This is a genomic window from Pseudomonas sp. BTN1 (assembly GCF_001907715.1).
GTDB classification, from domain to species: Bacteria; Pseudomonadota; Gammaproteobacteria; order Pseudomonadales; family Pseudomonadaceae; genus Aquipseudomonas; species Aquipseudomonas paracarnis.
The window spans coordinates 184,595-199,761 of record NZ_MPBM01000038.1 but is presented as its reverse complement, the minus strand read 5'-3'; the positions used below and the strand labels follow the sequence as shown (position 1 = coordinate 199,761).

Sequence of the window (15,167 nt, the reverse complement as noted above, 5' to 3'; positions counted from 1 at the left end):
AAAACGTCAACGATGACGTGGACATCCTGGCTATACGCGGTGCCAGTGAGTTCTTCGCGAGCAAGCTCGCTCCTACAGGGGGAATAACAATAATAGGGAGTGTGCACATGATCACCGATTCACCACGTTTCAAACCCTTCACCGCAGGTTCCTTGCTCTTGCTGTCCGTTGCGGCACAGGCGCAATACACCGAGACCGGCCAACCGGGTAACCCCGCCAGTTGGCGCTCCGCCGAGTACCAGAGCGACTGGGGCCTGGGCCGCATGAAGGCCGATGAAGCCTACGCCGCCGGGATCAGCGGCCAAGGCGTGAAAATCGGTGCGCTGGACTCAGGGTTCGATACCAATCACCCGGAAGCTTCCAAAGACCGTTTCCACCCGGTCACCGCCACGGGCACCTATGTCGATGGCAGCGCCTTCAGCACCACGGGCGCGCTCAACCCGAACAATGATTCCCACGGCACCCACGTCACCGGCACCATGGGCGCCGCCCGCGACGGCGTGGGTATGCATGGCGTTGCTTACAACGCGCAGGTCTATGTGGGCAACACCAACGCCAACGACAGCTTCCTGTTCGGCCCCACGCCAGACCCCAAATACTTCAAGACCGTGTACACCGCACTGGTGGATTCCGGCGTGCGCGCCATCAACAACAGCTGGGGCAGCCAGCCCAAGGACGTCAGCTACCAGACCTTGGACAATATGCACGCGGCGTACGCCCAGCATTACAACCGTGGCACTTGGCTGGACGCGGCCGCGGACGTGGCCAAGGCCGGTGTGATCAACGTGTTCAGCGCCGGCAACAGCGGCTATGCCAACGCCAGCGTGCGCTCGGCCTTGCCGTATTTCCAGCCGGAGCTGGAAGGCCACTGGCTGGCCGTGTCCGGGTTGGATAAGGCCAATAACCAGAAATACAACAAATGCGGCGTCGCCAAGTACTGGTGTATTTCTACCCCCGGCGCGCTGATCAACAGCACCATTCCTGACGGGGGGTATGGGGTGAAGTCCGGCACCTCGATGTCAGCGCCCCATGCCACCGGCGCGTTGGCGCTGGTGATGGAACGTTATCCCTACATGACCAACGAGCAAGCCTTGCAGGTGCTGCTGACCACCGCCACGCAGCTCGACGGCTCGATCACCCAGGCGCCCAACGCCATTGTCGGCTGGGGCGTGCCTGACCTGGGCCGGGCGATGCACGGTCCTGGGCAACTGCTCGGGCCCATGGAGGTCAACCTGGCCGCCGGGCAGGGCGATGTGTGGAGCAACGGCATCTCCGACCAGGCGCTCATCCAGCGCCAGGCCGAGGACCGCGCCGAGCACACGGCCTGGCAGCAAACCCTGATCGACAAGGGTTGGCAAAACGGCGTGGGTGCCTCTGCCAGCCAGCAGGACCAGACTGATTACGCCATCGGCAGTGCCCGCGACCAAGCGGCGGCCCAGCGTGTGTACGAGGGCAGCCTGATCAAGGCCGGTGCCGGTAGCCTGGTGCTCAGCGGCGACAGCACCTATCGCGGTGCGACCCTGGTCAACGGCGGTCTGTTGGCGGTCAATGGCTCGCTGACTTCAGCAGTGACGGTCAATGACAGCGGCACCCTCGGCGGTTCCGGGCGTATCGCCGCGTTGTCGGTAAACAACGGCGGCCGTGTGGCCCCGGGTAATTCCGTGGGCACCTTGCAAGTGGCAGGGGACGTAAACCTCGGCGCCGGCTCGACCTATGCCGTGGAGCTGACGCCCACCAGCAGTGACCGCATTGTCGCCGGTGGCCAGGCGATTCTTGGCGGCGGCACCGTCACACTGGCGCTGGAAAACAGCCCGACCTTGCTCAGCCAGAGCGAGGCCCAAAGCCTGATCGGCCGGCAGTACTCGATTCTCGAGGCGGCGGGCGGCATTCAGGGCCAGTTCGGGCAAGTGCTGCCCAACTACCTGTTCCTCGGTGGCACCCTCGACTACGCCGCCAATGCCGTGCAACTGAACGTGGGGCGCAACGACGCCAGCTTCGCCAGCGTCGGCGCGACCCGCAACCAGCGCAACGTCGCGGTGGCTGCTGAGCAATTGGGCGCCGGCAACCCGGTGTATGAAAGCCTGCTGCAGTCGCAATCGGTTGCCGTGGCCCAGCAGGGCTTGCAACAACTGTCCGGGGAAATCTACCCGGCTGTGGGTGCGATGCTGATCAACGACAGCCTGCAACTGCGTAACGCCGTGGGCGAGCGCCTGCGCCATGTGCCAGTGGCCGGTGAAAGCAACCTGTGGTTCAAAGTACTGGGCGCCTGGGGCAAGACTGATAGCCGCACTGAAACGGCGGGGTCCACCACCTCCATCGGCGGCCTGTTGGCGGGTGTGGACGGCGCGCTGGATGAGCAGACCCGCGTGGGTGTGGTTGCCGGCTACAGCGACAGCTCCTTGAACATGGGCAGCGGTACCCATTCATCGGCGTCCATCGACAGCTACCACTTTGGCGCGTACGCCGGGCGCGAGCTGGGTGACTGGCGCCTGAGCGTCGGCGGTGCCTACAGCTGGCATCGCGGCGACGTGAAGCGCGACCTGCAATGGGGGGATGTCAGCGGCAAGCAAAAAACCAAGCTGGACGCGACCACGGCGCAGGTCTTCACCGAAGCCGCGTACCGCATCCGCCTGCAAGCGGTGGCCCTGGAGCCGTTCGCCAACCTGGCCTATGTGCATCTGAACAGCGAGTCCTTCCACGAAAAAGGTGATGCCGCTGCCCTGGAACGCGGCAGCGACCGGCGTGATGCGGTGCTCAGCACCCTCGGTGTGCGCGCCCTGAAAACCCTGGCCCTCAATGACCACCAGCAACTGGACCTGTCCGGTTCGTTGGGCTGGCAACACAGCCTGACGGCGGTGGAGTCAGAGGAACACCTGGCGTTTGTCGCCGGCGGGCCTTCATTTGCGGTGCGCAGTGCGCCATTGCTGCGCGACGCTGCCCTGGTGGGCGTGCAGGCCAGCCTGGCGTTGAATGCGTCGACGCGGGTCAACCTGGATTACAACGGCCAGCTGGGTGGGCGCGCGAAAACCCAGGGCGTGGGCTTGAGCCTGAACTGGCAGTTCTGAAGACACCGTGAACCTGATCGTTCCCACGCTCCGCTGATCGTTCCCACGCTCCGCGTGGTAACGCCTCTTGTGACGCTCCGCGTCACGCTTTGGGACGCAGAGCGTCCGGGGCCGCATTCCCACGCGGAGCGTGGGAATGATCAGCGGCGGTGTTCTGGAGAAAGTGATTTACACACGTGCAATAAGAAAACTAAGGAAGGTCACCGTGAAAAAAAGCAAGTCAGGGTTAACTACCGCCATCCACACAGGCCCGGGCTATCCGCTCAAGGCGCTGAGCTGCGTGCCATACGGCGCGTTGCTGTGTTGCCTGGCAAGCCTGGGGACCGCCCAGGCTGCACCCTATGTGGAAACCGGCAAACTGGGCGACGCCGCCAGCTGGCGCAGCAATGAGTTCAAGGCCGACTGGGGCCTGGGCGCCGTGCACGCCGACACCGCCTATGCGGCTGGCTATACCGGCAAGGGCGTCAAGCTGGGGATCTTCGACCAGCCGGTGTACGCCCAGCACCCGGAGTTTGCCAGCCCCGACAAGGTGGTGACGATTGTCACCGAGGGCATTCGCCAATACACCGACCCGTATATCCCGGTGAAGGCCGGCGACGCGTTCCGCTACGACGGCACGCCGTCCAAGGACTCCAACGGCAAGCTGGGTAACCACGGCACCCATGTCGGCGGCATTGCGGCCGGTAACCGCGATGGCGGGCCGATGCACGGCGTGGCGTTCAACGCACAAATCCTCACCGCCGAAAACGGTGACCCGGGCCCGGAAGACGGGATCATCCTCGGCAACGACGGCGCCGTGTACAAGGCCGGCTGGGATGGGCTGGTCGCCAGTGGCGCGCGTATCATCAACAACAGCTGGGGCATCGGCATCGGTGATCAGTACGCCAAGGGCGGCCGCGATCCGGCGTTCCCCAATTTCACCGTCAACGAAGCCCAGGCGCAGTTCAATACCATCAGGCCGATCCTTGGCACCCTAGCAGGTGGCGCGTACCAAGGCGCCATCGACGCGGCCCGCAGCGGTGTGCTGACCATCTTTGCTGCAGGCAATGACTACAACCTCAACAACCCGGATGCGATTTCCGGCCTTGCGTATTTTGTGCCAGAGATCGCGCCTAACTGGCTGTCCGTCGCGGCCCTCCAGCAGAACCCGAATACGGCAAGCCCCGATCCGTATGTGATCAGTACTTTCTCCTCGCGTTGTGGCTATGCGGCGAGCTTTTGCGTGTCGGCACCCGGCACCAAGATCTACAGTTCGATCATCAACGGTACCGACCTGAGCAACCTCACCACCGACTGGGCCAACAAAAATGGCACCTCCATGGCCGCACCTCACGTGGCAGGCGCCGCAGCGGTGCTGATGGAGCGCTTCCAATACATGAGCGGCGACCAGATCTCCACCGTGCTCAAGACCACCGCCACCGACCTCGGCGCGCCGGGCATCGATTCGCTGTATGGCTGGGGCATGATCAACCTGGGCAAGGCGGTCAACGGCCCCGGGATGTTTATCACCGCTGAGGATATCCCGGCCGAGTTCCGTATCGACGGCGCCTACGGCAGCGGCCAGTTCGTCGCGGACCTGCCGGGTGTCGGCGCGGTGGTGGATGCCGGCAAACCCACCCAGCGTGTGTGCGATGACCTGCACTGCGGGCGGGATGTGTGGAGCAACGACATCTCGGGCCATGGCGGCCTGACCAAGCAAGGCATCGGTACCTTGGTGCTCACCGGCGCCAATACTTACAGCGGGCCGACGCTGGTCAACCAGGGCTTGCTGGCAATCAACGGTTCGGTCACCTCCGACGTTACCGTCAGCCAGAGCGGTGTGGTCGGTGGTTCGGGGCGTATCGGTTCGCTGAGCGCGAAAAGCGGCGGCACCGTGGCGCCGGGCAATTCCATCGGCACCTTGAACGTGGCGGGCAACGTCAACTTTGAACCGGGTTCGACCTACGCGGTAGAACTGTCGCCCACCAGCAGCGATCGCATCGTCGCCGGCGGCACGGCCACCCTCAACGGCGGCACCGTGACTCTTGCCCTGGAAAACAGCCCGACCTTGCTGAGCGCCACCCAGGCCCAAAGCCTGATCGGCCGTCAGTACAACATCCTGCAAGCGGCAGGCGGCGTCACCGGTAGCTTCGCGGCAGTGGTGCCCAATTACCTGTTTGTCGGCGGCACCTTGAACTACGCCGCCAACGGTGTGCAGCTGGATGTGGCACGCACTAACAGCTTCGCCAGCGTGGCGGCTACGCCGAACCAGCGCGCCGTGGCCGCCGCCGCCGAGCAATTGGGCGCAGGCAATGGCGTGTATGAAAGCTTGCTGCTGGCACCCACGGCCGCTTCGGCTCAAGGCGCGTTCCAGCAACTGAGCGGGGAGGTATACCCGGCGCTGGAAACCGCACTGGTCAATGACAGCCGCTACGTACGCGAAGCGGTGGGCGAACGCCTGCGCAATGGCGAGATGGGCGCTACCAGCCAAGCCATCGACAGCCGTGGCAACGTGTGGGTCAAGGCACTGGGTGCATGGGGCAAGACCGACAGCCGCAACGACACGGCGGGCTACACCACCTCTATCGGCGGCATGCTCGCCGGTGTGGACGGCGCCCTCGATGAGGCCACACGCATCGGCCTGGTGGCCGGCTACAGCGACACGTCGCTGAACATGGGCAGCGGCACCCACAGCCGCGCCTCGGTCGACAGCTATCATTTCGGCGCCTATGCCGGGCATGAAATCGGCGCCTGGCGCCTGAGTGGCGGCGCGACCTACAGCTGGCACCGCGCCGATGTCAAACGCGACCTGCAATACGGCGACGTCAGCGGCAAGCAAAAAGCCAAGGTCGATGCCCACAGCACCCAGGTATTCACGGAGGCGGCGTACCGTATCAACCTGCAACCGCTGGCCCTGGAGCCGTTCGCCAATCTGGCCTACGTGCACCTGGACACTGACAGCTTCAAAGAGAAGGGCGACGCCGCCGCGCTGAGAAGTGGCGACGACAGCCGTGACCTGGTGCTCAGCACCCTGGGTATGCGTGCCTTGAAGACCTTCAATATCAACGACCATCAGCAACTGGAAGTCTCCGGCACCCTGGGCTGGCAGCACAACCTGAGCAGCACCGATTCGGAGCAGCACCTGGCGTTTGCCTCGGGCGGCCCGTCGTTCACGGTGGAAAGTGCGCCAATGGTGCGCGATGCCGCGTTGGTCGGAGCACGGGTCAGCCTGGCATTGAGCAAGGATGCGCGGGTGAACTTCGATTACAACGGCTTGCTGGCCAGCAAGGAGAAGGTGCACGGCGTCGGCTTGAGCCTGGACTGGGCGTTCTAAAGCTTCAAAAACCCCTGTAGGAGCGAGCTTGCTCGCGAAGATCATCAACGATGACGCGTTCCACCTGAAGGAACGCGGCGCACTTGAGTTTTTCGCGAGCAAGCTCGCTCCTACAGGGGGGTAACGGATAACAGGTGTTTTGGCTTTCTCTACAAATCCAACAACAGAGAGGCACTACCAATGGGTATCTTTGACTATAAAAACCTCGGTACCGAGGACTCCAAGGCGTTGTTCGCCGATGCCATGGCGATCACGCTGTATTCCTACCACAACCTGGATAACGGCTTTGCCGTCGGTTACCAGAACAACGGCCTCGGGCTGGGCTTGCCTGCCACCCTGGTCAGCGCGCTGATTGGCGGCAGCAATGCCCAAGGGGTCATCCCCGGGATACCCTGGAACCCCGACTCGGAAAAAGCCGCCCTGGAGGCGGTGCAAGCAGCCGGCTGGACGCCCATCAGCGCCAGTACCCTGGGCTACAGCGGCAAGGTTGATGAACGCGGCACCTTCTTTGGCGAAAAATTCGGCTACGGCACGGCGCAGGCCGAGGTGCTGGGCAAGTACGATGACGCGGGCAAGCTGCTGGAGCTCGGCATCAGTTTTCGCGGCACTTCGGGGCCTCGGGAAAGTGTGATCACCGACTCCATCGGCGATGTGATCAGCGACCTGCTCGCCGCCTTCGGGCCCAAGGACTATGCCAAGAACTACGCGGGGGAAGCCTTTGGCGGCTTGCTCAAAAACGTGGCGGACTACGCCAGTGCCCAGGGCCTGGGCGGCAATGACGTGGTGGTCAGCGGCCACAGCCTTGGGGGCCTCGCGGTCAACAGCATGGCCGACTTGAGCGACAACAGCTGGTCGGGGTTCTATAAGGACTCCAACTACGTGGCCTACGCGTCGCCGACCCAGAGCGCCGGCGACAAGGTGCTTAACGTCGGCTATGAAAACGACCCGGTGTTCCGTGCCTTGGATGGCTCGTCATTCAACCTGTCGTCCCTGGGCGTGCACGACAAGCCCCACGAGTCGAGCACCGACAACATCGTCAGCTTCAACGACCACTACGCTTCATCCCTGTGGAACCTGCTGCCATTTTCCATTCTCAACCTGCCCACCTGGGTCTCGCACTTGCCCACCGGTTACGGCGACGGCATGACCCGCATCCTCGACTCGGGCTTCTACGAACAGATGACCCGCGACTCGACGGTGATCGTCGCCAACCTGTCCGATCCGGCACGGGCCACCACCTGGGTGCAAGACCTCAACCGCAATGCCGAGGCGCACAAGGGCAATACCTTCATCATCGGCAGTGACGGCGACGACTTGATCAAAGGCGGCAGGGGCGCGGACTTTATCGAAGGTGGCAAGGGCAATGACACCATCCGTGACAGCAGCGGGCATAACACGTTTTTGTTCAGCGGGCAGTTTGGCAATGACCGGGTGATTGGCTACCAGACGACGGACAAGCTGGTGTTCAACGACGTGGCGGGCAGCACCGATTACCGCGACCACGTCAAGGTGGTGGGCGCGGATACCGTCATTAGCTTTGGTACGGATTCGGTGACGCTGGTGGGTGTGAGCAGTCTGTCGGGGGAGGGGATAGTCATCAGCTAACGTATTCGGTGTGGGAGCTTGCTTGCCTGCGATGGCGGCGGTCAAGACAGCCATGCGGTGACTGACAAATCGCTATCGCAGGCAAGCCAGCTCCCACATTTGATGGGGTGTTGCTAGAAGATCACTTTTCCTTACGCACCGTGGCCACATCATCGGCCTTGATACGAATACGCTTGCCGGCAATATCGGTGAACTCGTAGAAGCCGTCGGCGGTCTTGGCGTTGGGCGTGTCCTTGGTCAAATACTGCGTGCCGTTCTGCAAGGTCACCACGGTTTGCGTGGAGCAACCGGCCAATACCAGAAAAGTGAGTGCAACCAGTGGCAGACCCAAATTCTTCATGTTCATAACCCTTACCTTTAACCCTGAAAAGTCCCGCAGCGTCTGGCTGCGCGGCCATAAATATTACTTGATCAACCCCCTCATCAGATTGTTTTTTTGCAAAAAGTTGCAGGCGCCATTTATCTATTACTGATTGCAACAACCGCTTTGCCCCGGCACTCTGTATGCATAACCAGTATTTGATTGCTCTGCGCCATGGCCAACCCCCTCGAAGATCCCTTGTATTACCTGCATAACTTCCGCCAAGTGCTGGTTTGGTTGGGGCAGCGCTATGCCGATTTGCTCGATGCGCACGAACAGCATTTCATTCAGCAATTTGACAGGTTGCCTCTGGCGTCCCAGGCGTTGTTGGTGCGGATGGTGATGCGCAAGGGCGTGCATTTTCGCGCCACCAAGCTCCATTACCTGGAAATCGGTTGCCCTCATGCGGCGGCGGGGCCACTGCGTGAGTTGGGGTGGGTGGAGGATCAAAGCCCGCTGCCGTTTGCCACCCTGTTCGCCCTGCTGCAAAAAAGTGAATTGCTCGGCGCCTTCAGGCCCTGGATCGACCAACCCAAGGGCAACAAGGCCGACTGGCTTGAACCCTTGGCGGCGCAATTTACCGAACCGCGCAGCTTTACCCAGTGGTGTCCCGACGTGGGCGATGTGCTGTATAGCCTGACAGTGATGGAGTTGTGTGATCGCCTGCGCCTGATGTTCTTCGGCAACCTGCACCAGGACTGGTCGGAATTCGTGTTGGCAGATCTGGGCATCTATACCTATGAAAAAGTCGAGTTCTGCGCCGAGTCTCGTGGTTTACGCAGCCGTGACGACGTGCATGGGTTTTTATTCCTGCACCAGTGCCAGCAAGCCTTTGAAGCCGGTGAGGCACTGGATACGGTGTTGGCGCAGGTCGCCACGTTGTGTACCGACAACCCGTGGCTGGAAAAGCGTCGTGCCAAGCTGCTGTTCCAGATCGGCCAGTATTGCGAACGGTGCGCCGAGCTGGCACTGGCCGAACAGATCTACCGCAATTGCACTCATCCCGGCGCGCGGGCGCGGCTGATCCGCGTACTGGAACGTCAGGAGGATTACGCCCAAGCCATGGCCCTGGCGACCGAGGCGCAACAGGCCCCACACAGCGCAGCGGAACACCAACACCTGCTTCGCGTAGTGCCGCGCCTGCGGCGCAAACTCGGCGGGCCGGCGCTGCCCAGGGCCAAGCCCCAAGCGGTGGCACGCCTGGACCTTTCGCTGGTGCAGGAACCGCTGCTGTCGGTGGAATCCTGCGTGCTGGCGCACTTGAGCGAACCGGATGCACCGGTGCATTACGTCGAGAATGGCCTGATCAATTCGCTGTTTGGCTTGCTGTGCTGGGAGGCGATTTTTGCGCCGCTGCCGGGGGCGTTCTTCCACCCGTTCCAGCGCGGGCCGGCGGACCTGCACAGCGAGGACTTTTATCAACGCCGAGAAGCCTTGTTTGCCGCGTGCTTTGCGCAACTGGAGGACGGTCGCTACAAGGCAAGCATCCGCCAACGCTACGTGGATAAATGGGGCATCCAGTCGCCCTTTGTGTTCTGGAACCTGCTCAGCGAAGACCTGCTGGAGCAAGCCCTGGCCTGCCTGCCCGCCGAGCATTTGCGCCATTGGTTCACGCGCCTGTTGCAGGATATCCGTGCCAACCGGGCCGGGATGCCGGACCTCATCCAGTTCTGGCCGGCGCAAAACACCTATCGCATGATCGAGGTCAAGGGGCCCGGCGACCGCCTGCAAGACAACCAGTTGCGTTGGCTGGCGTTCTGCGGCGAGTACCAGATGCCGGTCACCGTCTGCTACGTGCGTTGGGCGGAGCAACCCGCTTGAGTTACAGCGTGGCCGTGCGGGCGCTGTGTGAGTTCACGGCCAAGGTCGGTGACCTCGACCTGCGCTTTACGCCGTCGCCCAGCGCCCAGGAAGGCATCGTCGGCCATCGCACGGTGGCATCCCGGCGCAGCGCGCACTATCAGCACGAGGTCACCCTGGAGGGCGATTACCAGCAGCTCAAGGTGCGGGGCAGGGCGGACGGCTACGACCCGGACGCCAACCGCCTGGAAGAAGTCAAAACCTACCGTGGCGACCTCGCTGCCCAGCCCGCCAACCATCGGCAACTGCACTGGGCCCAGGTCAAGGTGTATGGCTGGCTGATGTGCCAGAAACTCGGGCTCGATCATATCGACCTGGCGCTGGTGTACTTCGACATCGTCGGCGAAGGCGAAACCGTGCTGAACCAGCGGTTCGATGCACCCGACCTTGAGCAGTTCTTCAATCAGCAATGCGCGCTGTTCCTGGACTGGGCCCGGCAGGAGATGCAGCACCGTGCGGCACGCAACGCTGGCGCGCAGAGCCTGGCGTTTCCCCATGTCGACTTCCGTACCGGGCAGCGCGACTTGGCCGAGTCGGTCTACAAAGCGGTGACTACGGGCCGGTGCCTGATGGCCCAGGCGCCCACGGGTATTGGCAAGACCATCGGCACCATCTTCCCGCTGCTCAAGGCCCTGGCGCCGCAGCAACTGGACAAGCTGTTCTTCCTCACCGCCAAGACGCCCGGGCGCAAGCTGGCGCTGGATGCCGCCCAGGTGCTGTACGACAGCAGCCCCGAGCTGTCACTGCGTGTGCTTGAACTGGTGGCCCGGGACAAGGCGTGCGAACACCTGGACAAAGCCTGCCACGGTGATTCCTGCCCATTGGCCAAGGGCTTTTACGACCGCCTGCCTGCCGCCCGCCAGGCCGCGTCCAAGGTGCGCCTGCTCGATCAACAAAGCCTGCGCAACGTGGCGCTGGCCCATCAGGTATGCCCGTACTACCTGAGCCAGGAAATGGCGCGCTGGAGCGACCTGATCGTCGCCGACTACAACTATTACTTCGACTTTGGCGCCATGCTGTTCGGCCTGGCCCAGCTCAACCAGTGGCGTGTCGCGGTGCTGGTGGACGAGGCGCACAACCTGGTCGAACGCGCGCGCTCGATGTACAGCGCCAGCCTGGACCAGTACAGCCTCAAGACCTTGCGCGATAACGCGCCCGAGCCCCTGAACAAACCCTTGCAGCGCTTGAACCGTGAGTGGAATGCCTTGCACAAGGACCAACTCGCACCGTATCAGGCGTACGCCGCCAAACCTGACAAACTGCTCCAGGCCCTGAGCCTGTGCACCAGCGCCATGGGCGACTACTTCAACGACCACCCCGAAGCCCTCAGCGGTGACCTGCAAGCCTTCTACTTCGACGCGCTGCAATGGGCCAAAGTGGCCGAGCTGTTCAATGAGCACTTTATCTTCGATATCACCAAGCGCTCGTTCAGCGGCAAGCGCAATAGCTCGACTCTGTGCCTGCGCAACGTGGTGCCGGCCGAGTTCATCCGGCCCAGGCTGACCGCCGCGCGCAGCAGTGTGCTGTTTTCCGCGACCTTGAGCCCGCGCCATTATTACGCGGACTTGCTGGGCCTGCCGGCGGATACCGCCTGGGTTGATGTGGCATCACCGTTCAAGGCCGAGCAATTGCAGGTCAGCGTCGTTGACCGCATCTCTACGCGGTTTGTGCATCGCCAGGCGTCGCTGGAACCTATCGTGGAACTGCTCGCGCGGCAATTCGCTGCGCAACCGGGTAACTACCTGGCGTTTTTCTCAAGCTTCGATTACCTGCAACAGGTGGCCCAGTTAATGGCCGAACGGCACCCGCAGATTGCGTTGTGGTTGCAGGCGCGGGGCATGGCCGAGGCCGAGCGCCAAGCCTTTTTGGAGCAGTTCACCCACCACAGCCAGGGCATTGGCTTTGCGGTGCTGGGCGGTGCGTTTGGCGAAGGTATCGACCTGCCCGGAGCGCGCCTGATCGGTGCGTTTATCGCCACCCTGGGTTTGCCGCAGCTCAACCCGGTGAATGAGCAGATCAAGGCACGTATGGGCGCTGTTTTCGGCGCGGGGTATGACTACACCTACCTGTATCCCGGTATTCAGAAAGTTGTGCAGGCAGCGGGGAGGGTGATCCGCAGCCAGCAGGATCGCGGGGTGGTGATGCTGATCGATGACCGCTTTGGCGAATCGCGGGTGCGCCAGTTGCTGCCGCGCTGGTGGGCGATCACCCCCCTGTAGGAGCGAGCTTGCTCGCGAAAAACGTCAACGATAACGCGGGTTTTCTGAATAAACGCGGCGCCGGTGAGTTTTCCGCGAGCAAGCTCGCTCCTACAGGTTTGTGTTAGACCACTTCCAGGTAAGAGCTTTGTATCTCCCGCGCCAACTCACGCACGGTGTCGATGAATTCTGTCAGCCGAGTGTGCAGCCCATCTTCCAGAATCTCATCAATCCCCGTGTACCGCAGCCGCGCCTCGAACTCCGCCGCCAGGCGTTGCGCCGTGCGCCCATAACTGCCGGGCAGGTCGGCCAGGATATGGCTCAACTCCTCGATGCAGGCATGCAGCGAACGCGGCACATCGCTGCGCAACAGCAGCAACTCTGACACCGAGCGTGCATTCAAGGCATTCGGATACAGCTCGGTATAGGCCTCGAACGACGACAACGCGCGCAGCAGGGCGCTCCACTGGTAATAACCGCGTGCCGATACGTCGCTGACTTCTTCCGACTCCTCGCCGAACATCTCATAGCGCGCATCCAGCAGGCGCAAGGTGTTGTCAGCACGTTCGACAAAGGTGCCCAGGCGAATGAAGCGGTAGGCGTCATTGCGCATGATGGTGCCCGAGGTTGCGCCCCGAAACAGGTGCGAGCGTTGCTTGACCCAATCACAGAAGTGGCTGATGCCATGCCGTGCCAGGCCACCGGCGGCGATGCTGCGCATTTCCAGCCAGGTGGCGTTGAGGTTTTCCCACATGTCGGCGGTGATGCGCCCGCGTACCGCATGGGCATTGCCTCGGGCGGCACGCAGGCAGTTGTAGATGCTCGCGGGGTTTTGCGCGTCGAGCGCAAAGAAGTGCAACATGCGTTCGGCATCCAGGGTCTGGTGCCGCTCCAGGTAGCTGTCCAGGGTGCCGCTGCTGAGCAACGACATCGCCAGTTCATCCAGGCCATCGCTGCGCCCGGCCTGGGGCATCAAGGACAACGAATAACTGACTTCCAGCATGCGTGCCAGGTTCTCGGCGCGCTCCAGATAACGCGACATCCAATACAGATCTGCAGCTGTTCTACTCAGCATACTCAGCCCTCCACCACCCAGGTGTCCTTGGTTCCACCGCCTTGCGACGAGTTGACGACCAGCGAGCCTTCCTTCAGCGCCACGCGGGTCAAGCCACCGGGCACCAGGCGGGTTTCCTTGCCCGAGAGCACGAAGGGTCGCAAGTCGATGTGCCGGGGCGCGATGCCGTTTTCGACAAAGGTCGGGCAGGTGGACAGGCTCAAGGTGGGTTGAGCGATATAGGCATGGGGGCGGGCCTTGATGCGCTGGCGGAAGTCTTCGATCTCGGCGGCCGTCGACGCCGGGCCCACCAGCATGCCGTAGCCGCCGGAGCCCTGGGTTTCCTTGACCACCAACTGCTCCAGGTTGGCCAGCACATGGGACAGCTCATCGGGCTTGCGGCATTGGAAGGTCGGCACGTTCTGCAGGATCGGTTCCTCGTCCAGGTAGAAGCGGATCATCGCGGGTACGTAGGGGTAGATCGACTTGTCGTCAGCCACCCCGGTGCCGATGGCATTGGCCAGCACCACATTGCCGGCGCAGTAAGCCGCCACCAGCCCCGGCACGCCGAGCATCGACTCGGGATTGAACGCCTGGGGGTCGAGGAAAGCGTCGTCGATGCGTCGGTAGATCACGTCCACGGCCTTGGGGCCGTCGGTGGTGCGCATGAACACCTTGAGGTCCTGCACGAACAGGTCGGCGCCTTCCACCAGTTCCACGCCCATTTCCCGGGCAAGGAACGCGTGTTCGAAGAAAGCGCTGTTGAAGCGCCCAGGGGTCAACACCACCACATTCGGGTTATCGAGGCGGCTGGCGCTCTTGAGGGTCTTGAGCAAGAGGTTGGGGTAGTGGTCCACCGGGGCAATGCGCTGCTTGGCGAACACTTCCGGGAACAGGCGCATCATCATCTTGCGGTCTTCGAGCATGTAGCTCACGCCGCTGGGGGTGCGCAGGTTGTCTTCCAGCACGTAGTAGGTACCGTCGCCGTCGCGCACCAGGTCGACGCCCGAGATGTGCGAATAGATGCCGCGGTGCAGGTCGAGACCGACCATGGCTTTCTGATAGCCCTCATTGCCCAGGACCTGATCGGCGGGAATGATCCCGGCCTTGATAATGCGCTGGTCGTGGTAGATGTCGGCCAAAAACAGGTTCAGCGCGTTGACCCGTTGGATACAGCCGCGTTCGATCAGGCTCCACTCACTGGCGGGGATGCTGCGGGGAATGATGTCGAAGGGGATCAGGCGTTCGGTGTCTTGCTCGTCGCCATACAGGGTGAAGGTGATCCCGGCGCGATGGAACAGCAAATCCGCTTCACGGCGACGCTGGGCCAGCAGTTCCGGCGGCGTGTGGGCCAGCCAGCGAGAGAAGTCCTGATAATGCGCACGGCAAACGCCGTTTGCGTCATTCATTTCATCAAAGAAAGATCGAGCCATTCCAGTACCTTGTCAGTGCCCAGTGTGGCTTTGGGTGGCACTGCCGCTTAAAAAAACGCATGTTTTTATGAGCCCGTGGCTGAAGGTGCCAACAGACCTGGTCCTTACTTTCTTATGGGGGCGGCTCTGGGTCGGGGGGTAACGCATGCTCCTGTTTTCGGGATGGTGAATGGATAAAGCAATGCCTGTGCCGGAATGCCGTTAATCCCCTGTAGGAGCGAGCTTGCTCGCGAAAAACTCACCGGCACCGCGTTTAATCAGGCAGCCCGCGTTAGCGT

Annotated in this window: 8 protein-coding genes; 5 read left to right on the top strand and 3 right to left on the bottom strand. The window is 62.3% G+C overall.

What is annotated here, in order from left to right; all coding sequences use genetic code 11:
* Positions 1-107: 107 nt before the first annotated feature.
* The 3 genes from BMH52_RS19525 to BMH52_RS19515 all read left to right on the top strand — a co-directional run bounded on the left by BMH52_RS19525 (position 108) and on the right by BMH52_RS19515 (position 7,983).
* Positions 108-3,065: an autotransporter serine protease gene (locus tag BMH52_RS19525; RefSeq protein WP_072434550.1), complete on the top strand. Its 2,958-nt coding sequence runs from the start codon at positions 108-110 to the stop codon at positions 3,063-3,065.
* A 205-nt stretch (positions 3,066-3,270) separates the two neighbouring features.
* A complete protein-coding gene (locus BMH52_RS19520) occupies positions 3,271-6,378 on the top strand; it encodes an autotransporter domain-containing protein (protein ID WP_019820082.1) in 3,108 nt (1,035 codons plus the stop codon).
* A gap of 180 nt (positions 6,379-6,558) precedes the next feature.
* Entirely contained in the window at positions 6,559-7,983 is a 1,425-nt protein-coding gene (locus BMH52_RS19515) for a lipase (protein ID WP_073844743.1), read from the top strand.
* 121 nt (positions 7,984-8,104) lie between these two features.
* On the opposite strand, the gene BMH52_RS19510 is transcribed toward BMH52_RS19515, so the two are convergent.
* Positions 8,105-8,329, bottom strand: coding sequence for a YgdI/YgdR family lipoprotein (locus tag BMH52_RS19510; protein ID WP_003191162.1), 225 nt, complete (start codon positions 8,327-8,329; stop codon positions 8,105-8,107).
* Between the two features lie 189 nt (positions 8,330-8,518).
* Between BMH52_RS19510 and BMH52_RS19505 the strand changes: the two genes are divergently transcribed.
* A complete protein-coding gene (locus BMH52_RS19505; protein WP_073844742.1) occupies positions 8,519-10,165 on the top strand; it encodes a VRR-NUC domain-containing protein in 1,647 nt (548 codons plus the stop codon).
* Positions 10,162-12,423, top strand: coding sequence for an ATP-dependent DNA helicase (locus BMH52_RS19500; protein WP_073844741.1), 2,262 nt, complete (start codon positions 10,162-10,164; stop codon positions 12,421-12,423). Before BMH52_RS19505 ends, BMH52_RS19500 begins: the two co-directional genes overlap by 4 nt.
* A gap of 103 nt (positions 12,424-12,526) precedes the next feature.
* On the opposite strand, the gene BMH52_RS19495 is transcribed toward BMH52_RS19500, so the two are convergent.
* On the bottom strand, positions 12,527-13,477 hold the full coding sequence (locus BMH52_RS19495) for an alpha-E domain-containing protein (RefSeq protein WP_014718413.1): 951 nt from the start codon (positions 13,475-13,477) through the stop codon (positions 12,527-12,529).
* 2 nt (positions 13,478-13,479) lie between these two features.
* A complete protein-coding gene (locus BMH52_RS19490; RefSeq protein WP_060767315.1) occupies positions 13,480-14,889 on the bottom strand; it encodes a circularly permuted type 2 ATP-grasp protein in 1,410 nt (469 codons plus the stop codon).
* Positions 14,890-15,167 lie beyond the last annotated feature (278 nt).